Below are 20,305 nucleotides of genomic sequence, written 5' to 3'. Positions count from 1 at the left end.
TTTGACTGAAACAATTAAATGTATTGGTTGCGGTGTAGAAATTCAAACAGAAAATAAAAATGAAGTAGGATACGCTCCTGTATCATCTTTAGAAAAAGAACAAGTAATTTGCCAACGTTGTTTTCGTTTGAAACATTATAACGAAATTCAAGATGTATCTTTAACAGATGATGATTTCCTTCGTATTTTGAACGGAATTGGACAATCAGACGCACTAGTGGTTAAAATCGTAGATATTTTCGATTTCAATGGTAGCTGGTTACCGGGCTTACATCGTTTTGTAGGGAACAATAAAGTATTACTTGTAGGGAATAAGGCTGACTTAATTCCAAAGTCAGTTAAGCATGATAAAGTAAAACATTGGATGCGCTATAGTGCAAAGCAACTTGGTTTAAAACCAGAAGATGTCTTTTTAATTAGTGCAGCTAAAGGACAAGGAATCGCTGAACTTGCTGATGCAATTGAGCATTACCGCGAAGGTAAAGATGTTTATGTTGTTGGATGTACGAATGTTGGTAAATCAACATTTATTAATCGTATGATTAAAGAGTTTAGTGATGAGACTGAGAATGTAATTACAACATCACATTTCCCAGGAACAACGCTTGATTTAATTGATATCCCATTAGACGAAACGTCATCTTTATACGATACACCAGGTATTATTAATCATCATCAAATGGCGCATTATGTTGGGAAACAAAGCTTAAAGCTTATTACACCGACTACAGAAGTTAAGCCAATGGTATTCCAATTAAATGAAGAACAAACATTATTCTTTGGTGGATTAGCACGATTTGATTATGTAAGTGGGGGCCGTCGTGCATTCACTTGTCATTTCTCAAACCGTTTAACAATCCATCGTACAAAGCTTGAAAAGGCTGATGAATTGTACGAAAAACACGCTGGAGAATTATTGAATCCACCGACACCAGAAGAATTAGAAAATATGCCTAAGTTTGTGAAATATGAATTTAATATTCGTGAGCCGAAAACGGATGTTGTATTCTCTGGGTTGGGCTGGGTTACTGTAAATGAATCAGGAGCGAAAATTGTTGCTCATGTACCAAAAGGAGTAAGTGTTTCATTACGTAAATCTTTAATTTAATATGGAGAGGGATTTATGAAACAATTATATGGTGTAATCGGAAATCCAATTGGACATTCATTATCACCCGTTATGCATAACGATGCATTTGAACACTTGAATATGGATGCCCATTATCATGCGTTTCTTGTAGAAGAAGAAGCGCTAGGGGAAGCAGTAAAAGGTTTGAAAGCATTAGGTATTTCAGGATTTAATGTAACGACTCCGCACAAAGTTGCAATTATGGAGTACTTGGATGAGATTGCCCCGTTAGCAAGGCAAATCGGTGCGGTAAATACAGTAGTTCATCGAGATGGAAAATTGATTGGGTATAATACAGATGGAATTGGTTTTGTTCGTGCCCTGCAGTCAATTAGTGAAGATCCACTTCAAGAGAAACGTATTTTATTAATCGGTGCAGGTGGTGCTAGCCGAGCTATTTACTTCTCGCTTGCCGATGTAGGTGTGAAAGAAATTGATATTGCTAATCGTACGAGAGATAAGGCGAAAAACCTTATCTCTGGGTGCATGGCAAATGTTAATTCGCATGCTCTATCGTTAGAATGTGCAGCAGAAAATCAAGGGGAATATGATATTATCATCCAAACAACAACGATAGGTATGCATCCACATGTTGAGTATACGCCGCTGGAAATTCGTTCATTGAAACAAGGAACGATTGTTTCTGATATTATTTATAATCCATTTGAGACGAAAATTTTAGGCGATGCGAAAGAACAAGGTGCAATAATTCAAAATGGAATCGATATGTTCGTTTATCAAGGTGCACTTGCGTTTGAAATGTGGACAGGGTGTGTGCCGAATATTGATAGAATGAAACAATTAGTAATGAGAGAGCTTGGAGGCTAATTATATGTTAACAGGAAAACAAAAAAGATTTTTACGTGCAAAGGCACATCATTTAACACCGATTTTTCAAGTTGGAAAAGGTGGCGTGAATGAAAATATGGTGAAACAAATTGGAGAAGCATTAGAAGTTCGTGAACTATTTAAAGTGAGCGTATTACAAAACTGTGAATTTGATCGTAGTGAAATTGCAGAAGAGCTTGCACAAGGTGCACGAGCTGAAATCGTTCAAGTAATCGGAAGCACAATTGTTTTATACAAAGAATCAAGAGAAAATAAGCAGATTAAGCTTCCTCGATAAAAGATATACGTGAGTTATTTCGTAATGGACGCTTGATATGTAGAAAGCGAAACCAATTGAACTTTTATTAACAGTGGGCTCTCTTCGAATTTGTATGGGGAGAGTTGCTGTATGTAAAAGGAAGGGGCGTTTCTTTTGAGAAAAATTGGCATTATTGGTGGCACGTTTGATCCACCTCATAATGGACATTTGTTAATTGCAAATGAAGTGTATCATGCTTTAGGGTTGGAAGAGGTATGGTTTTTGCCGAATCAAATTCCACCGCACAAGCAAGGACGTAACATTACGAGTGTGAAAAGTCGATTAAACATGCTGCAAATAGCGATTGAGGAAGAAGCATACTTTTCAATTTGTTTAGAAGAGCTAGACAGAGAAGGCCCATCTTATACGTACGATACTATGGTACAATTAACGGAGAAGTATCCGGATGTGCAGTTTCACTTTATTATTGGCGGAGACATGGTTGAGTATTTGCCGAAGTGGTATAACATTGAAAAGTTACTTAAGCTTGTGACTTTCGTTGGAGTTGCAAGACCAGGTTATACATTACATACGCCTTATGATATCGTAAAAGTGGAAATTCCGGAGTTTGCAGTTTCTTCTTCTCTGTTACGTGAGAGATATATGACGAAGAAAACGTGCAAATATTTACTCCCCGAAAAAGTACAGGTATATATCGAGAGGAATGGGTTGTATGAATCGTGAGGAAGCACTTAGTATTGTCAAACAACAAATGCATGAAAAACGTTATATACACACGGTTGGTGTAATGGAAACAGCGATTGAACTTGCTAGGTTATATGGTGTAGATGAGAAAAAGGCAGAGACGGCTGCTATATTTCACGATTATGCAAAATGTAGAGCGATTCCAGAAATGGAAGAGATTATCAAGAGAGAAGCTTTGCCAAAGGATCTACTGCACTATAACAAAGAGTTATGGCATGCACCTGTTGGGGCATACTTAGTAGAAAAAGAAGTAGGCATTACTGATCCTGAAATTCTACAAGCTATTACATATCATACAAGTGGTCATGAAAAAATGACAATGTTAGATAAAGTTATTTATGTAGCAGATTACATTGAACCAGGACGTAAGTTTCCTGGTGTGGAAGAAGCGAGGAAACTCGCATATAAAGATATAAATCAAGCTTTACTGTTTGCTTTAAAGCGAACAATTCAATTTTTAATGGAAAAAGATCAAACGATTTATCCATTAACATTCCAAACATACAATGAAGTTATCAAGGAGGAAATTAATAAATGAAAGATAAAGAGTTATTAGTATTAGCGGCAAAAGCAGCTGATGATAAGAGAGCAGAAGATATGGTTGTACTAAATATGCAAGGTATTTCACCGATTGCAGACTATTTTATTATTTGTCACGGAAATTCAGACAAGCAAGTACAAGCAATTGCACGTGAAATTAAAGCGAAGGCACATGAGTTCGAAATTAACGTACAACGTATGGAAGGCTTTGATGAAGCACGTTGGGTTTTAGTAGACCTTGGTGATGTGGTTGCTCATGTATTCCATAAAGATGAGCGTAATCACTATAATTTAGAGCGTCTATGGGGCGATGTGCCGCGTGAAGATATTGCAGATGAGCTAGATCAATGAAATACGAACAATTTGCTTTGCTGTATGACGAACTGATGAATGATGTCCCTTATGATAAATGGGTGGAATTCACAGAGGAAAGTTTACAACAGGCATCTATGAAAGAGGCAAGAATCCTTGACGTAGCATGTGGAACTGGTAACGTAACACTTCCGCTTGTGCGAAAAGGTTATGATTTAATTGGTGTAGATCTTTCGGAAGAAATGTTAACTGTCGCGCAGCAAAAATTGGGGGGAGAAGGATATTTTATTCCTTTTTACCAACAAGACATGAGAGAGCTCGATGTTCCTGGTGAATTTGATTGTGTGACAATCTTTTGTGACTCATTAAATTACGTATTGCAAGAAGATGGAGTGCAAGAAACATTTAGAAGAGTTTTCCACCATTTACGTCAGGATGGCTTGTTTTTATTCGATGTACACTCTTTATATAAAATACATCACGTATTTCAAAATGAAACATATACAGTGAACGGCGAAGAAATATCACTTATTTGGAACTGCTTCCCTGGAGAAGAATCAGATAGTGTGGAACATGATTTGACATTCTTTGTACAAGATTCAGAAGAAGATGTGTATCATCGTTTTGACGAATGTCACGTGCAACGTGCGTATTCGGTTGAAGTGTTAACAAAATGGCTTGAAGAAGCTGGGTTTACAGTGCTTCGCGTCACAGGTGACTTTGAACGAATTGAAGTGACAGAACAAACAGAGCGCATCTTTTTTATGGCGAAGAAGAATGGATAAAAGAAAAGCAACCGATAAGGTTGCTTTTCTTTTATAGAAAAGATGTAGTTTTAGTTCTAGAAAAATAAAAAGATGATATGTGTAAAGTGTAAAAATGCTAGTTTTAGTGAAAATGTAGCATGAAAAAGATAAGTATTAATAAAAAGGGTTTGGGATTACGATGGCGTATTTATTATGTGTGTTTATCGAATTGCTGCTCAACGCATTTTAAGTCTTCATCAAATTTCTCATGTGTCCGTTCGATTAATTTATGAAACATATCCCCAACGTGCTCTTCTAAAATACGAATACCTTCTCCTGTAACACCGCCTTTAACGCATACCTTTTCTTGTAAAGTAGGTAATGTGAAAATTTCTTTTTCGAGTAATTTCCCCATTCCAATGACCATTTCACTTACTAAAGTAGTGGCTTCTTCATGTGTAATATTTGTTTTATCTACAGCAGCGTTAATGAAACATTGTAATAAATAACTAAAAAAAGCAGGGCCGCAGCTTGCTATATCAGATGAAACGCGCGTTATATCTTCTTCTATAACAAGGGGAGTAGAAATGTTTTTGAATAGACGAAGTAGTTTTTGTTGCCATTCTAGAGAGCAGTTATTTCCAAATGTAAATAGTGATGCGCCGGATAAGGCGCGGTTTGTGATGCTTGGAATGATACGAGCGACGTGGCAAGGTATAAGTGTTTCTAATTGTGATGGAGATATGGGGCTTGTGATAGAAACTAAGCAATCTTCGTCTGAAAAATGGTCAGCGTATTTTTGTAGAATAGGGTATATGTCTATCGGTTTTACGCAAATGAAAATAAGCTGGGATTGTTCGATTACCTCTTGGATTGTTTTGGCTATATGAACAGAAGGGTATTTTTCTTTTATATGATATGCTTTGGCAGGCGTCCGATTAATAATAGTAAGGCACGAAGGTTTGACAGCACGGGTTTCTAAAAATGCATCGATTAGTATATTCCCCATGTTCCCTGTCCCTATAATTCCTATGTTCAATGTTTCATCCCTCCTTCGTAACAGCTTTCTCCTAAACAATATGAATGATGTTATAAATTTATGATTAGAGGTGTAAAATGATGTGGGATTTTCCGAAAAAATGGTTGGGATTAGTGGTTATTATTGGCACTTTGATTTTTCTTTTTTTCTGGAAAACGAATCAGCAAACAGAGCGATCGCTCATTACAACGGAAGTTCAAGTAAAAGATGTGGAGAAAAAAAGTAAACCGAAAGTATTGGATACAAAGGAGCAGAAAAAAATAATTATAATTGATGTGAAAGGGGCGGTTTTTAAAGAGGGTGTGTATGAAATGAAGGAAGGGGACCGGGTGAAGGAGGCGGTTGAAAAAGCTGGTGGTTTGTTGCCGGATGCAGATGTGAAGAAAGTGAATTTGGCGCAAATGGTCCAAGACCAAATGCTTCTTTATGTTCCTAACAAGAATGAGCCAGTGCAAGAAGGGACTACTTTTTCAAAAAGCGAGGGTAAAGTGCAAATAAATACAGCTTCTAAAGAGCAACTTGAAAAAATAACAGGCATTGGTTCTCGGAAAGCGGAAAGTATTTTGAAATACCGAGAAGAACATGGCCCGTTTCAGAAAATAGAAGATTTATTAGAAATTGATGGGATTGGTGCGAAGTCTTTAGAGAAAATAAAAGATCAAATTATTATTCCATAAAAGATTGACGAAGTTTTTCTTTTTTCGCTACACTACAAGTAGACAAAAAAGAAGGTGGAAAATATGGAACGAATTTCATGGGATCAATATTTTATGACGCAAAGCCATCTACTATCTTTACGTAGTACATGTACAAGGCTTGCGGTAGGAGCGACAATCGTTCGTGATAAACGAATTATTGCTGGTGGATATAACGGTTCAATTAAAGGTGGTGTGCATTGTATAGACGATGGTTGCTATGTCATTGATAATCATTGCGTTCGTACAATTCATGCTGAAATGAATGCTTTATTGCAATGTGCGAAATTTGGTGCAAAAACAGAGGAAGCGGAAATTTATGTCACACATTTTCCTTGTTTGCAGTGCTGTAAGGCGATTATTCAAAGTGGTGTTACAGCGGTTTATTATGCACAGGACTATAAAAATCATCCGTATGCCGTAGAGTTATTTGAACAAGCGAGTGTAACAGTAAAGCACGTTCCGCTAGAATACGATATTACATCGCTAGAGGAACAAGAGCGTCATTTACAGCTAAAGGAATTATTCGCAGCTTTAGAAAAAGATAATTTATCAATGGAAGAATTACAGCGTGTATTCACTAAAGCGAAAATGATGCTATAAGGAGTGAGTATGAGTTGAATGGGCAATGGGGCTATGTTGCAATCTCGTTTATAATTGGGATTGCAATTACCTTTTCCGCATCGCATTTGTTGGCTGCTTGTTGTTTCGTTTGTTATGTTTTATTTTGTTTATATCGTACTTCGCGTAAAACCTTCATATTTTGTATAATAGCGTGTTTTAGTGGCGTTATGTACACCACGTATGTTCAGAGTCTAAATAAGCCGCTAGGGGAGTCCTATGAAGTTACACGAGGGGTCGTGCAAAATACACCTCTAATTAATGGGGATCGTCTCTCTTTTCAAATTGAAGATCAGAATAAAAACTTAGTGCAGTTAAATTATAAAATACAATCTGCTTCGGAAAAGAAGCAGTTGCAACAATTACATGCAGGTATATCGTGTACATTTAAAGGGGAGGTGAAAGAACCACAAACTGCCCGGAATTTTCATGTTTTTGATTATCGTAATTATTTATATCAGCAAAAAATACATTTTATATTTGATGTGACATACATTTCTGAATGTCAAAAAACATCGTTGTCACTCGTGCAATGGATTTTCCTTCTCAGGCAACAAACAATCTCGAAAGTTACAGAAATGTTCCCGGAACAATCAGGTGCATTTATGAACGCATTATTATTTGGAGATCGACAACAAATGACGTTTGAAGTAGAAGAGCAATATCAACAATTTGGTCTTATACATTTGTTAGCAATTTCAGGATCGCATATCGTATTATTAATGGTTATAATGTATTTTGTTTTGCTAAGAAGTGGTGTGACGAAAGAGATAGCAACAGTATGCCTTATAGTTTGCATTCCTCTGTATATGATCATAGCTGGGGCGTCGCCATCTGTTGTGAGGGCTTCTATAACAGGAGTTTTATTATTGGTAGCTTTCATATGCTCTGTTCGCTTATCTAGTCTAGACGCCTTAAGTATAACGGCTATATGTATGCTTATATACGATCCGTATCTTATTTTCAACATTGGATTTCAATTCTCATTTGTAGGTAGTTTTTCTTTACTACTATCTGCGCCGATATTATTAGGGCATAGTAATGGGATAGTTCGAAATTCTATTTACATTTCTATAATTTCACAGCTCGCTAGTACCCCCATCTTGTTATATCATTTTGGTTATTTTTCTCCTTATAGCATTTTCCTCAATCTTATATATGTTCCTTTTCTATCCATTATTGTATTGCCATGTAGCATCATTATTCTTATATGTATGCCGGTTATTCCATTTTTCGCAAAAGGAATTGCATATGTACTTTCACTATGTTTAACCATTTCTAATGATTTTCTAAGTTACTGTGAAAGTTTCCCTTTCATCCGACTTACTTTTGGTCAAACTCCTTTATTTCTTGTGGCTATATATTGTTTTAGTATCGTTAGTATATTTGTGATTTGGGAAAGGGTAATAACGAAAAAAATTTTGTGCATAGTTGTGGGTGTGTTTCTTTTTATTAGTACTTGTCATTATGTATATCCATATTTTCGCGAAAGTGGGAGTGTTACATTTCTTGATGTTGGACAGGGAGATGCGATATTAATTCGTCTTCCATACGATAAAGAGGTTTATCTTATTGATACAGGAGGAGCCCTTTCTGTTAAGAAGGAAGCGTGGCAACAGAAAAAGCATGAATTTTCTGTTGGGCATGATATTCTTGTTCCTTTTTTACAAAAAGAAGGTATAAAAACGATTGATAAATTAATTGTAACGCACGGAGATGCGGATCATATAGGTGCTGCGCTGGATTTGCTGTCATCTATTATTGTAAAAGAAGTTGTATTTGGGAGAAAGGAACAAGATGCTGTATTGGAAAAAGTGGTGAAGAAAAAGGCGTTAGAAAAGAGCGTGAAGATAAGTGTAGTAGGAGAAGGGGAAGGTTGGAGGGTAAATGAAGCGGAATTTTTCGTATTAGCTCCAAAGGGGAAAGAAAAGGGAGAAAATGACTCTTCGATTGTACTATGGGCCAGACTAGGGGGACTAACATGGCTATTTACGGGTGATCTAGAAGAAGAAGGAGAAAAGTTTATAGTATCAACATATCCTGATTTGCGGGCTAATATTTTAAAAGTTGCCCACCATGGGAGTAAAACATCGTCTACAGACCCATTTTTAAGCCTTGTACAGCCTGCTGTAGCGATTATTTCTGTGGGGGAGCGTAATAGGTATGGGCACCCGCATAAGGAAGTTATAGAGCGTTTTAAGAAGATGGGTATTGATATATGGCGTACGGATAAGCAAGGTGCTATTTCCTATGTTTTTAATGGAGAAAAAGGAACCTTTCAAAGTAAAATCACATATGATGAAACACATAGAAGATGAAAAAAAGAAGACTGCCGTTAAGCAGCAGCCTTTAAGAACCGATGAATTTAATAACAGTTGCAATAATGAAAAGTGTTGCGAAAAAACCAAATGAGACGATAAATCCTACCCCTGAATCAATAGCGTCATTGCGTTTACTTTGAACGTTTTGTTCAAAATCATTCATTTAGAATCCCTCCCCAACATTCCATTTTAGTATAAAATATTGTCAGAAAAAAATCTACAATTTCCATATGAAGTGAAATAGAGTATTTGTATACTTTTTCTAGTTAGTTAAGTAGCGTGAATTTTTCATTTCCAATCATGTTAACAGTTGGCACTTATACTAAGATTATTATTGTAAATAATAAAGGGAAGGTGATTACCGCACACCAATAAGAAATCCGGGGCTTATTGCGTGGCGTTTTATATAAATAAAGGGGCGGGTTATAAAGACCGTCCCTTTGTACTTGTAAAACAAAAGCTAGGGCATTAGTATAAATATATATTGCCAAGTTAGGGAGTAGGAAAAAATATGAGTGATATACATAAGAAGATTAAAAAGAAACAGTTCGCTCCGTTGTATGTACTGTATGGAACGGAAGCCTATTTTATAAATGAAACGATAAAGCTTATTATAACGGAAGCGCTTGAAGAGGAAGATCGAGAGTTTAATGTTGTGACATACGATTTGGAAGAAGCGTATTTAGAAGATGTAGTTGAGGATGCGCATACGCTTCCTTTTTTTGGAGAGCGTAAAGTTATATTAATAAAATCACCACTATTTTTAACGGCACAAAAAGAAAAATTAGAACAAAATATAAAAATTTTAGAAGAATATATTGGGGAGCCCTCTCCTTTTTCTATTCTTGTTTTTGTTGCGCCTTATGAAAAATTAGACGAACGAAAAAAAATTACAAAACTATTAAAGAAAACAGCGGATGTAATAGAAGCAAATGCGATGCAAGTGCAGGATGTTCAGAAGTGGATTGTTTCTCGTGCGGATGAGGTGCATGTGCATATTGATAATGCAGCTGTTAGTTTATTGTTAGAGCTTGTGGGAAGTAATGTAACAATGTTGGCGAAGGAAATGGACAAGTTAACGTTATACGTCGGTATGGGCGGAGAAATTACGCCAAAACTTGTCACGGAACTTGTGCCGAAATCTGTTGAGCAAAACGTGTTTGCTTTAACAGAAAAAGTGGTGAAAAAAGATATCGCTGGTGCGATGCAAATTTTAGACGGATTATTTACACAGCAGGAAGAACCGATTAAACTGCTCGCTTTATTAGTAAGTCAGTTCCGCTTGCTACATCAAGTGAAAGAGTTGCAACAGCGTGGTTACGGACAAAATCAAATCGCGTCCCATATTGGTGTACATCCGTACCGGGTAAAGTTGGCGATGAATCAAACGAAGTTTTTCTCTTTTGAAGAATTAAAAAAAGTTATTATAGAATTGGCGGAAGCTGATTATAGTATGAAGACTGGAAAGATGGATAAGAAACTTGTGCTTGAGTTTTTCTTAATGCGGTTAAATCATATGTAGTGACACAAAAAAGTTCACGTACTTAGTACGTGAACTTTTTTGTGTATATAAAAAACGATCCGAATGGATCGTTTTTTAAACGCCTTACGCGTTTACTTGTTTCGCTAAGCGAGATTTTTGACGAGCTGCAGCGTTTTGGTGGATAAGACCTTTACGAGCTGCTTTGTCAAGTTTTTTAGAAGCAGTTTTGAAAGCTTCTTTAGCATTTTCAAGATCGTTATTAGTAACTAAAGTTTCTACAGTTTTAACAGCAGTACGCATGTCAGACTTGATAGAAGCGTTATGTGAACGACGCTCTTCGCTAAGTTTAGCGCGTTTGATAGCAGATTTGATGTTTGCCATACTTTTCACCTCCCTGGTGCAATCGAATGACTCGATTCTTACATAGAACAAGTGATATTTTATCAAACGGTGAAGAGAATTGCAATAGTATATCAATGAAATTTCACGTAAAGGAAAGAATGACCTAATATAACTTGGGGAAATCTAACGATATTTACTATGAATTACGGAGGAGATACGATGAAAGAACCATTAGATTTAAGTAAATATAGTGTTAGAACTGACCTTGCTGTAGAGGCGCACCAAATGCTACAAGAGCGCCAAGAAGAACAAAAAGGGATACAGGGAGTTATTGTAAAAGAGAGGGAAGAAGAGGGAGTTACAATTACAAAAGTAACTATTGATGAAATTGCATCTGAGTCGATGGGGAAAAAACCTGGAAGTTATTTAACTCTTGAGGTGCAAGGCATACGACAACAAGATACGGAACTTCAGCAAAAGGTAGAGCGTATTTTTGCAAAAGAATTTTCTTATTTCTTAGAAGAGGTTGGAGTTTCAAAAGAAGCGAGTTGTTTAATCGTAGGTCTTGGGAATTGGAATGTAACGCCGGATGCACTCGGACCGATAGTTGTAGAGAACGTATTGGTGACGAGACATTTGTTTAAATTGCAGCCTGAAAGTGTGGAAGAAGGGTTTAGACCTGTTAGTGCCATTCGTCCAGGGGTAATGGGAATTACAGGGATTGAAACGAGCGATGTCATTTACGGAATTATTGAGAAGACAAAACCAGACTTTGTCATCGCAATTGATGCATTAGCTGCGCGTTCTATTGAACGAGTAAATAGTACGATACAAATTTCTGATACAGGAATTCATCCAGGATCTGGTGTTGGGAATAAGCGTAAGGAACTAAGTAAAGAAACATTAGGTATTCCTGTTATCGCAATTGGTGTGCCAACTGTGGTAGATGCTGTTTCGATTACGAGTGATACAATTGATTTTATTTTGAAACATTTTGGCCGGGAACTGAAAGAAGGAAACAAACCGTCACGCTCTTTATTGCCAGCAGGTTTTACATTTGGAGAAAAGAAAAAATTAACAGAAGAAGATATGCTAGATGAAAAGAGTCGAAATATGTTTTTAGGAGCTATTGGTACGTTAGAAGAAGAAGAAAAGAGAAAGTTAATTTATGAAGTGTTATCTCCTCTTGGTCATAATTTAATGGTAACTCCAAAAGAAGTAGATGCGTTTATTGAGGATATGGCAAATGTAATAGCCAGCGGTTTAAATGCAGCGCTGCATCATCAGATTGATCAGGATAATACAGGGGCATATACACATTGATGGAAAGAGGCAGAAATAGCTTGAGTCAATTTACGCTGTTATGTATATGCGGTACAGTCTTATGTTTGCTTATGATGATAGCTGGAGTGGGACTCGCTAATCATGGTCTAAAAAGTATGAAGGGATATCGTCAGCTGTCATATGAACAAATTGCTCATATGACAGGAACAGAAGGCGATGGGGCTGAATCGGAAATTTCGGGAGAGACGTTTTCGACTATTGAAAAACAAAAACAGTTAGAAAGCTTAAGAAGTTTTAATGTTGTAGAAGGTATCGGTATGGCGATAGCAAGTGTTGCTCGTGATATGACAAAGTTTGGAACGGATATAGTTGTTGGGGCAATAAAAGGAATTTTTAGTTAAGGGTAGCGGGAAGGATGGTTGTCTTATGTTTGTAAGAGAGCTGTCTTTTAATTTGAAAAAGGTTTGTCTCTTATGGTTTGTTCGCATAAGATATAGATAGAGTGATTTGTATTGTAAGCAGCACGAGTTTTCATTGAATCTTTGCTGCTCTATTGATATAATCAGTGCTAGTGTATATTGGCGAGACTATTAGGAGTTGAGAACATAGATGAATAAAGAAGAAAGAGCAAAAAGACAGTCCAAAATTCGTAACTTCTCCATCATTGCTCACATTGACCACGGGAAATCAACGTTGGCAGACCGTATTTTGGAGAAAACAAACGCGTTGGCACAGCGCGAAATGAAGGCGCAATTGCTTGACTCTATGGAGTTGGAGCGTGAGCGTGGTATTACAATTAAATTAAATGCAGTACAACTAACGTATAAAGCGAAAGACGGTGAAGAGTATATTCTTCACTTAATCGATACTCCAGGACACGTCGATTTTACGTACGAAGTATCTCGTAGTTTAGCGGCTTGTGAAGGTGCAATTCTTGTAGTGGATGCAGCGCAAGGAATTGAGGCGCAAACATTAGCGAACGTATATTTAGCGCTTGATAATAATTTAGAAATCTTACCAGTTATTAATAAAATCGACTTACCAAGTGCAGACCCAGAACGCGTACGTCAAGAGGTAGAAGATGTAATTGGTTTAGATGCATCGGAAGCTGTACTTGCTTCAGCGAAAGCTGGCATTGGTATTGAAGATATTTTAGAACAAATCGTTGAAAAGGTACCAGCTCCAACAGGTGATTCAGAAGAGCCGTTACAATGTATGATTTTCGATTCTTTATATGATCCGTACCGTGGTGTAATTGCATATATCCGTGTTGTAAATGGAACGGTAAAAGTTGGCGATAAAGTACGTATGATGGCAACTGGAAAAGAATTTGAAGTAACAGAAGTAGGTGTGTTTACACCGAAAACGACGCAACGTGACGAGTTAACAGTAGGTGATGTAGGTTTCTTAGCGGCATCTATTAAAAACGTAGGTGATACACGCGTAGGTGATACGATCACACATGCGAAACGTCCGGCTGCAGAGCCGTTAAAAGGGTATCGAAAATTAAACCCAATGGTATTCTGTGGTTTATATCCAATCGATTCTGCACGTTATAACGACTTACGTGATGCGTTAGAAAAACTAGAATTGAATGATTCTGCTCTTGAATTTGAGCCTGAAACATCTCAAGCTTTAGGTTTTGGTTTCCGTTGTGGTTTCTTAGGGCTTCTTCACATGGAGATTATTCAAGAACGTATTGAACGTGAATTCAAGATTGACTTAATTACAACAGCGCCAAGTGTTATTTATAAAGTGTATTTAACAAACGGTGAAGATTTTATTGTTGATAATCCATCTAATATGCCAGATCCACAGACTATCGATCGTGTAGAAGAGCCGTTTGTGAAGGCTGCAATTATGGTTCCGAATGACTATGTTGGAGCTGTAATGGAAATTTGCCAAGGGAAACGTGGAACGTTTATTGATATGCAATATTTAGATGAAACACGTGTTACATTGACATATGAAATCCCGTTATCAGAAATCGTATATGATTTCTTCGATCAATTGAAATCAAATACGAAAGGATATGCATCATTTGACTACGAGTTAATTGGTTATAAACCATCTAAACTTGTGAAAATGGATATTCTTTTAAATAATGAACAAGTGGATGCTTTATCATTTATTGTACATCGTGATTCAGCGTATGACCGTGGTAAAGTAATTGTAGAGAAATTAAAGAAATTAATTCCAAGACAACAGTTTGAAGTGCCAATTCAGGCGACTATCGGAAATAAAGTTGTATCTCGTTCTACAATTAAGGCGATGCGTAAAAACGTACTTGCAAAATGTTACGGTGGTGACATTTCTCGTAAGCGTAAACTTCTTGATAAGCAAAAAGAAGGTAAAAAACGTATGAAGTCTGTTGGTTCTGTAGAAGTGCCGCAAGAAGCATTCATGGCTGTACTGAAAATGGATGATAACTAATGGAGTGAACTATAATTAGTGGAGATTTTTCTATTCTTTGCTAATTATTAGCCCGCACCAATCGTGATAAAAGTAGAAGCCGTTCGTTCGGCTTCTTTTTTATATGCTACTTTTTAGACATCTTATCATCTCTCATTTACAATAGTGAGAGAGCTTTTTAGTGATTGATATAGAGTTAGGAGACTATTAATGTCCGAAAATATTCGAAAAGATATTCGAGAGAAAATACAAAAAGGTAATTTTAATTGCGAAAAGGAACTGACGCTTTCTATAATTAGTGGGAAGTGGAAAGTTGTGATATTGTGGCACTTAGGTGTGGAAGGTCCGCATCGTTTTAGTGAATTGCAACGTCTGTTCCCGAGCATTTCTCATAAAGTTTTGTCAAATCAATTGAAAGAGTTAATGGAGGACGGGATTGTTGATCGAACGGTATACCCGGAAATTCCTCCGCGTGTTGAGTACTATATGACGGAATTAGGTATGTCGCTTTTACCGATCGTTGAAATGATGTATGATTGGGGAAAAATGCGAATGGAACAAATCCGTAATACAGTAGAGAAGTAAAGAATCCTCCGGAGTGCGGAGGTTTTCTTTTTAGAAAGGTAGGAGTTATATTTGGTACAAGCTGCATATATTCATATTCCATTTTGTCAGCATATTTGTCACTATTGTGATTTTAATAAAGTATTTATTGAACGCCAACCGGTTGATCAATACTTACAATATTTAGAGAAAGAAATAATAAATACGGTTCAAAAAGTACCGTTTGAAAGTATGAAAACGATTTTTGTTGGCGGAGGAACTCCGACAGCTTTAAATATGGAGCAAACAAAAAAACTACTCGACATCATTAACCGTCGTTTGCGTCCATTTGCGCCGAATTGTGAATTAACATTTGAAGCGAATCCAGGTGATTTACCGAAAGAGAAGTTGAACGTATTGCTAGAAGGTGGAGTAAACCGAATTAGTTTTGGTGTGCAAACGTTTCGTGATGAGCTACTTGAGAAGATTGGACGCAGACATACGAGAGAAGATGCATTCGTAGCGATTCGAGAAGCGCAGGAAGTCGGTTTTACAAATATTAATGTAGATTTAATTTATGCTCTGCCAGGACAGACGATAGAAGATGTAAAGGAAACATTAGACATTGCCTTTACGCTTGGTGTACAACATTTCTCGGCATATTCCTTAATTGTGGAACCGAAAACCGTGTTTTATAACTTAATGAATAAAGGGAAATTAAGACTTCCAGGTGAAGACCATGAAGCGAAAATGTACGAAATAGTAATGGATGAAATGGAGAAGCATGGTTATAACCAGTATGAGATTAGTAACTTCTCAAAAGGTAATAATGAAAGTAGACATAATCTCACATACTGGAATAATGAAGAGTATTATGGATTTGGAGCTGGAGCGCATAGTTATGTGAACGGGGAACGAATTCAAAATGTAGGTCCGCTCAAGCAATATTTCACTAAAATTGATGAGACAGGATTTCCATATTTAGATGTTCACCCAGTGACAGAGAAAGAAAAAATGGAAGAAGAGTTGTTCTTAGGACTTCGAAAAACAAAAGGTGTTTCTAAGCTAGAATTCCAAAAGAAATTTAATGTGGAGATGGACCATGTTTTTGCAAAGCAGTTACAAAGTAATCAAGAGCAAGGATTACTTGAAAACAGAGATGGACATGTTTGTTTAACGAGGAAAGGGAAGCTATTAGGGAATGAAGTATTCCAGTCATTTTTGATTGATTAATTAAATGTGCCATAAGCGCGAAAATTTTTTGTTATTTCGTGACGTTTCCGTTGACAATTGAATGTCAATTTTGGTAAGTTATTAATAGATTTAGCACTCGAAGACAAAGAGTGCTAACAGAGGTGATGATGAGATGCTTACGGAACGTCAGCTCTTAATTTTACAAACAATTGTTGATGACTTTATTGGATCAGCGCAACCAGTTGGTTCGAGGACGTTGGCTAAGAAAGATGAAATTACGTTTAGTCCAGCTACTATTCGAAATGAAATGGCTGATTTAGAAGAATTAGGATTTATTGAAAAAACGCATAGTTCTTCTGGGCGTGTTCCTTCTGAAAAAGGATACCGATTTTATGTAGACCATCTTTTAGCGCCGCAAAACTTACCGACCGATGAAATTGTACAAATTAAAGATTTATTTGCTGAAAGAATTTTTGAAGCAGAAAAAATTGCACAACAATCAGCTCAAATTTTATCAGAGCTTACGAATTATACGGCCATTGTTCTTGGTCCCAAATTGAGCACAAATAAACTTAAAAATGTACAAATTGTACCGCTTGATCGTCAAACAGCAGTCGCTATTATTGTAACAGATACAGGGCATGTGCAAAGTAAAACGATTACCGTTCCGGAATCTGTTGATTTATCAGATTTAGAAAAAATGGTTAATATTTTAAATGAAAAGCTATCTGGTATACCTATGGCAGAACTTCATAATAAAATCTTTAAAGAGATTGTTACAGTCTTGCGTGGGTATGTTCATAATTACGATAGTGCAATAAAAATGTTAGATGGTACATTTCAAGTCCCTTTATCGGAAAAGATATACTTTGGAGGAAAAGCAAATATGCTTTCGCAACCAGAGTTCCATGACATTCACAAAGTAAGATCTTTGCTGACGATGATCGATAATGAGGCTGTGTTTTATGACATTTTGCGTCATAAACAAGTCGGAATTCAAGTGAAAATTGGTAGAGAAAATTCTTCTACGGCAATGGAGGATTGCAGTTTGATTTCTGCAACGTATTCGATTGGAGAAGAGCAACTTGGAACAATTGCAATTTTAGGTCCGACGAGAATGCAATACTCTCGTGTAATTAGTTTACTGCAGTTATTTACAAGACAATTTACAGACGGACTTAAAAAGTAAATGAGAGTAATACATTCGCTCAAGTGATGAAATTTTCATTGCTGTGTGTAATATATAATGCTTAGGTAATCATGCTAAGCATGATACCTAATACCTTTTAAGGAGGTGAAAATTGTGGAAGAGCGTAACGAACAAGTGGTAGAAGAAGTGAAAGAAGCGCAAGTTGAAGAAGCTGTCACGCCAGAAAACAGTGAAAAAACTGTAGAAGAAAAAAGTGAGGCTGCTCTTTTACAAGAAAAAGTAGATGAGTTACAAGCGAAACTAACGGAAACGGAAGGTCGCACATTACGTCTACAAGCTGATTTTGAAAATTATAAGCGCCGTGTCCAAATGGATAAACAGGCTGCTGATAAATATAGAGCACAAAGTCTAGTTTCAGATATTTTGCCAGCTCTTGATAATTTTGAAAGAGCGATGCAAGTGGAAGCGACTGACGAGCAAACGCAATCCTTGTTACAAGGTATGGAAATGGTGCATCGTCAATTGCTAGAAGCGTTGACTAAGGAAGGTGTTGAAGCGATTGAAGCTGTTGGTAAACAGTTTGATCCGAATGAACACCAAGCTATTATGCAAGTGGAAGACAGTGAATTTGAATCAAACGCGGTAGTTGAAGAATTCCAAAAAGGTTATAAACTAAAAGACCGTGTGATTCGCCCATCAATGGTAAAAGTAAATCAATAATTTACATAAAAGTAGGAGGATTCGCCATGAGTAAAATTATCGGTATTGACTTAGGTACAACAAACTCTTGTGTAGCTGTTATGGAAGGTGGAGAACCAAAGGTTATCCCAAATCCAGAAGGAAATCGTACAACACCTTCTGTTGTAGCTTTCAAAAATGAAGAGCGTCAAGTTGGGGAAGTTGCGAAGCGTCAAGCAATTACAAACCCAAATACAATCATGTCTGTTAAACGTCATATGGGTACAGACTACAAAGTAGAAGTTGAAGGTAAAGATTTTACACCTCAAGAAATTTCTGCAATCATTTTACAAAACTTAAAAGCTTCTGCTGAAGCATACTTAGGTGAAACAGTAACGAAAGCTGTTATTACAGTACCTGCATACTTCAACGATGCAGAGCGTCAAGCAACGAAAGATGCTGGTCGTATCGCTGGTTTAGAAGTTGAGCGTATCATTAACGAACCAACAGCCGCAGCACTTGCTTACGGTTTAGAAAAACAAGATGAAGAGCAAAAAATCTTAGTATATGACTTAGGTGGCGGTACATTTGATGTATCTATCCTTGAGTTAGCAGACGGCACATTCGAAGTTATTTCAACTGCTGGTGACAACCGTCTTGGTGGAGATGACTTTGACCAAGTTATCATCGATCATTTAGTAGCTGAATTCAAAAAAGAAAATAGCATTGATTTAAGCCAAGATAAAATGGCACTTCAACGTCTGAAAGATGCAGCTGAAAAAGCGAAGAAAGATCTTTCTGGTGTAACACAAACACAAATTTCATTACCATTCATTAGTGCTGGAGCTGCTGGCCCATTACACTTAGAATTAACGTTAACAAGAGCTAAATTCGAAGAAATTTCAGCTGGTCTTGTTGAAAGAACATTAGAGCCAACTCGTCGTGCATTAAAAGACGCTGGTTTTGCTCCAAGCGAATTAGATAAAGTTATCCTTGTTGGTGGATCTACTCGTATCCCAGCTGTACAAGAAGCAATTAAACGTGAAACTGGTAAAGAGCCATACAAAGGTGTAAACCCAGATGAAGTTGTAGCATTAGGTGCTGCAGTTCAAGGTGGCGTACTTACTGGTGATGTAGAGGGCGTTCTATTATTAGACGTAACTCCACTTTCTTTAGGTATCGAAACTATGGGCGGTGTGTTCACGAAACTAATCGAGCGTAACACTACAATTCCGACAAGTAAGTCACAAGTATTCTCAACAGCTGCTGATAACCAACCAGCGGTAGACATTCACGTACTACAAGGTGAGCGTCCAATGTCAGCTGACAACAAAACGTTAGGTCGTTTCCAATTAACAGACCTTCCGCCAGCACCACGTGGAATTCCACAAATCGAAGTAACATTCGATATTGATGCGAACGGTATCGTTAACGTACGTGCAAAAGACTTAGGTACAAGCAAAGAGCAAACTATTACAATCCAATCTTCTTCAGGTCTTTCTGATGAAGAAGTAGATCGTATGGTACAAGAAGCTGAATCAAATGCTGATGCTGACCAAAAACGTAAGGAAGAAGTTGAACTTCGTAACGAAGCTGACCAACTTGTATTCCAAACAGACAAAGTTGTAAAAGATTTAGAAGGTAAAGTAGATGCAGCTGAAGTAGCGAAAGCAACGGAAGCGAAAGAAGCATTACAAGCGGCAATCGAGAAAAACGAACTTGAAGAAATCCGTGTGAAAAAAGATGCTCTTCAAGAAATCGTACAACAATTAACTGTTAAATTATACGAGCAAGCTCAAGCGGCTGCAGGGCAAGCAGAAGGTGCACAAGGAGCACAAGACGCTGGCGCGAAAAAAGATAATGTAGTAGACGCTGAGTTTGAAGAAGTAAAAGAAGACAAGTAATACAGTGAAATAAAATAAGTAAGATGACAAAAAGTCAAAGTCAAGCGTGCCTTGGCTTTG

At 37.1% G+C, this 20,305-nt stretch carries 22 protein-coding genes; 19 read left to right on the top strand and 3 right to left on the bottom strand.

The features are described 5' to 3' along the window. Position 1: 1 nt before the first annotated feature. The 7 genes from yqeH to NSQ08_RS20355 all read left to right on the top strand — a co-directional run bounded on the left by yqeH (position 2) and on the right by NSQ08_RS20355 (position 4,618). Positions 2 to 1,108: a ribosome biogenesis GTPase YqeH gene (yqeH, locus tag NSQ08_RS20385; RefSeq protein WP_002015224.1), complete on the top strand. Its 1,107-nt coding sequence runs from the start codon at positions 2 to 4 to the stop codon at positions 1,106 to 1,108. Positions 1,109 to 1,123: 15 nt separating this feature from the next. After that, positions 1,124 to 1,957 (top strand): shikimate dehydrogenase, encoded by an 834-nt coding sequence (gene aroE / locus NSQ08_RS20380; RefSeq protein ID WP_002015222.1) that lies wholly within the window; start codon positions 1,124 to 1,126, stop codon positions 1,955 to 1,957. Positions 1,958 to 1,961: 4 nt separating this feature from the next. Then, positions 1,962 to 2,255 (top strand): ribosome assembly RNA-binding protein YhbY, encoded by a 294-nt coding sequence (yhbY, locus tag NSQ08_RS20375; RefSeq protein WP_201034325.1) that lies wholly within the window; start codon positions 1,962 to 1,964, stop codon positions 2,253 to 2,255. Between the two features lie 135 nt (positions 2,256 to 2,390). Beyond that, a complete protein-coding gene (locus NSQ08_RS20370) occupies positions 2,391 to 2,960 on the top strand; it encodes a nicotinate-nucleotide adenylyltransferase (protein WP_002067321.1) in 570 nt (189 codons plus the stop codon). Beyond that, the gene (gene yqeK, locus NSQ08_RS20365; RefSeq protein WP_002143180.1) at positions 2,950 to 3,519 is read left to right on the top strand and encodes a bis(5'-nucleosyl)-tetraphosphatase (symmetrical) YqeK; all 570 of its coding nucleotides are present in this window, start codon (positions 2,950 to 2,952) and stop codon (positions 3,517 to 3,519) included. Before NSQ08_RS20370 ends, yqeK begins: the two co-directional genes overlap by 11 nt. Beyond that, positions 3,516 to 3,872 (top strand): ribosome silencing factor, encoded by a 357-nt coding sequence (gene rsfS / locus NSQ08_RS20360; protein WP_000653209.1) that lies wholly within the window; start codon positions 3,516 to 3,518, stop codon positions 3,870 to 3,872. Before yqeK ends, rsfS begins: the two co-directional genes overlap by 4 nt. Continuing rightward, positions 3,869 to 4,618: a class I SAM-dependent DNA methyltransferase gene (locus NSQ08_RS20355; protein ID WP_002088700.1), complete on the top strand. Its 750-nt coding sequence runs from the start codon at positions 3,869 to 3,871 to the stop codon at positions 4,616 to 4,618. The genes rsfS and NSQ08_RS20355 overlap by 4 nt, the downstream gene beginning before the upstream one ends. Before the next feature lie 172 nt (positions 4,619 to 4,790). Here NSQ08_RS20355 and comER read toward each other — a convergent pair whose 3' ends face one another. Continuing rightward, on the bottom strand, positions 4,791 to 5,618 hold the full coding sequence (comER, locus tag NSQ08_RS20350) for a late competence protein ComER (RefSeq protein WP_016100601.1): 828 nt from the start codon (positions 5,616 to 5,618) through the stop codon (positions 4,791 to 4,793). Positions 5,619 to 5,695: 77 nt separating this feature from the next. Between comER and NSQ08_RS20345 the strand changes: the two genes are divergently transcribed. The 3 genes from NSQ08_RS20345 (at position 5,696) to NSQ08_RS20335 (ending at position 9,252) form a co-directional block, all read left to right on the top strand. After that, positions 5,696 to 6,295: a helix-hairpin-helix domain-containing protein gene (locus tag NSQ08_RS20345; RefSeq protein WP_063218883.1), complete on the top strand. Its 600-nt coding sequence runs from the start codon at positions 5,696 to 5,698 to the stop codon at positions 6,293 to 6,295. 63 nt (positions 6,296 to 6,358) lie between these two features. Then, positions 6,359 to 6,916: a ComE operon protein 2 gene (locus NSQ08_RS20340; protein WP_002088698.1), complete on the top strand. Its 558-nt coding sequence runs from the start codon at positions 6,359 to 6,361 to the stop codon at positions 6,914 to 6,916. Between the two features lie 14 nt (positions 6,917 to 6,930). Beyond that, positions 6,931 to 9,252 (top strand): DNA internalization-related competence protein ComEC/Rec2, encoded by a 2,322-nt coding sequence (locus NSQ08_RS20335; protein WP_340778408.1) that lies wholly within the window; start codon positions 6,931 to 6,933, stop codon positions 9,250 to 9,252. A 31-nt stretch (positions 9,253 to 9,283) separates the two neighbouring features. Here NSQ08_RS20335 and NSQ08_RS20330 read toward each other — a convergent pair whose 3' ends face one another. Next, on the bottom strand, positions 9,284 to 9,418 hold the full coding sequence (locus NSQ08_RS20330; protein ID WP_000997609.1) for a YqzM family protein: 135 nt from the start codon (positions 9,416 to 9,418) through the stop codon (positions 9,284 to 9,286). 348 nt (positions 9,419 to 9,766) lie between these two features. Here NSQ08_RS20330 and holA point away from each other — a divergent pair, with 348 nt between their 5' ends. Further along, positions 9,767 to 10,777: a DNA polymerase III subunit delta gene (gene holA / locus NSQ08_RS20325; protein ID WP_340778406.1), complete on the top strand. Its 1,011-nt coding sequence runs from the start codon at positions 9,767 to 9,769 to the stop codon at positions 10,775 to 10,777. Positions 10,778 to 10,861: 84 nt separating this feature from the next. Here the strand turns inward: holA and rpsT are convergent, their stop codons facing one another. Beyond that, positions 10,862 to 11,119, bottom strand: a complete 258-nt coding sequence (gene rpsT / locus NSQ08_RS20320) for a 30S ribosomal protein S20 (protein WP_002088694.1) — start codon at positions 11,117 to 11,119, stop codon at positions 10,862 to 10,864. Positions 11,120 to 11,299: 180 nt separating this feature from the next. Here rpsT and gpr point away from each other — a divergent pair, with 180 nt between their 5' ends. From gpr to dnaK, 8 genes are all read left to right on the top strand, one after another. After that, complete coding sequence (gpr, locus tag NSQ08_RS20315; protein WP_340778402.1) at positions 11,300 to 12,403, top strand: GPR endopeptidase; 1,104 nt, start codon at positions 11,300 to 11,302, stop codon at positions 12,401 to 12,403. A gap of 20 nt (positions 12,404 to 12,423) precedes the next feature. Then, the gene (locus tag NSQ08_RS20310) at positions 12,424 to 12,765 is read left to right on the top strand and encodes a DUF3679 domain-containing protein (protein ID WP_002143172.1); all 342 of its coding nucleotides are present in this window, start codon (positions 12,424 to 12,426) and stop codon (positions 12,763 to 12,765) included. A gap of 208 nt (positions 12,766 to 12,973) precedes the next feature. Continuing rightward, positions 12,974 to 14,797, top strand: a complete 1,824-nt coding sequence (gene lepA / locus NSQ08_RS20305; RefSeq protein WP_002034072.1) for an elongation factor 4 — start codon at positions 12,974 to 12,976, stop codon at positions 14,795 to 14,797. A 189-nt stretch (positions 14,798 to 14,986) separates the two neighbouring features. Continuing rightward, entirely contained in the window at positions 14,987 to 15,361 is a 375-nt protein-coding gene (locus NSQ08_RS20300) for a winged helix-turn-helix transcriptional regulator (RefSeq protein ID WP_002015203.1), read from the top strand. A 51-nt stretch (positions 15,362 to 15,412) separates the two neighbouring features. Beyond that, positions 15,413 to 16,552 carry a radical SAM family heme chaperone HemW gene (gene hemW / locus NSQ08_RS20295; RefSeq protein ID WP_137076040.1) on the top strand — a complete coding sequence of 380 codons (1,140 nt, stop codon included), beginning with the start codon at positions 15,413 to 15,415 and terminating at the stop codon, positions 16,550 to 16,552. 133 nt (positions 16,553 to 16,685) lie between these two features. After that, a complete protein-coding gene (gene hrcA, locus NSQ08_RS20290; RefSeq protein ID WP_340778385.1) occupies positions 16,686 to 17,702 on the top strand; it encodes a heat-inducible transcriptional repressor HrcA in 1,017 nt (338 codons plus the stop codon). Between the two features lie 114 nt (positions 17,703 to 17,816). Further along, on the top strand, positions 17,817 to 18,383 hold the full coding sequence (gene grpE, locus NSQ08_RS20285; protein ID WP_002165061.1) for a nucleotide exchange factor GrpE: 567 nt from the start codon (positions 17,817 to 17,819) through the stop codon (positions 18,381 to 18,383). Positions 18,384 to 18,409: 26 nt separating this feature from the next. Continuing rightward, positions 18,410 to 20,245: a chaperone protein DnaK gene (dnaK, locus tag NSQ08_RS20280; protein ID WP_002015198.1), complete on the top strand. Its 1,836-nt coding sequence runs from the start codon at positions 18,410 to 18,412 to the stop codon at positions 20,243 to 20,245. Positions 20,246 to 20,305: the final 60 nt, after the last annotated feature.

This window comes from Bacillus sp. FSL E2-8887, from assembly GCF_038007205.1.
In the GTDB taxonomy this organism is placed as follows: Bacteria; Bacillota; Bacilli; order Bacillales; family Bacillaceae_G; genus Bacillus_A; species Bacillus_A mycoides.
This window is presented reverse-complemented; position numbering and strand designations above follow the sequence as displayed.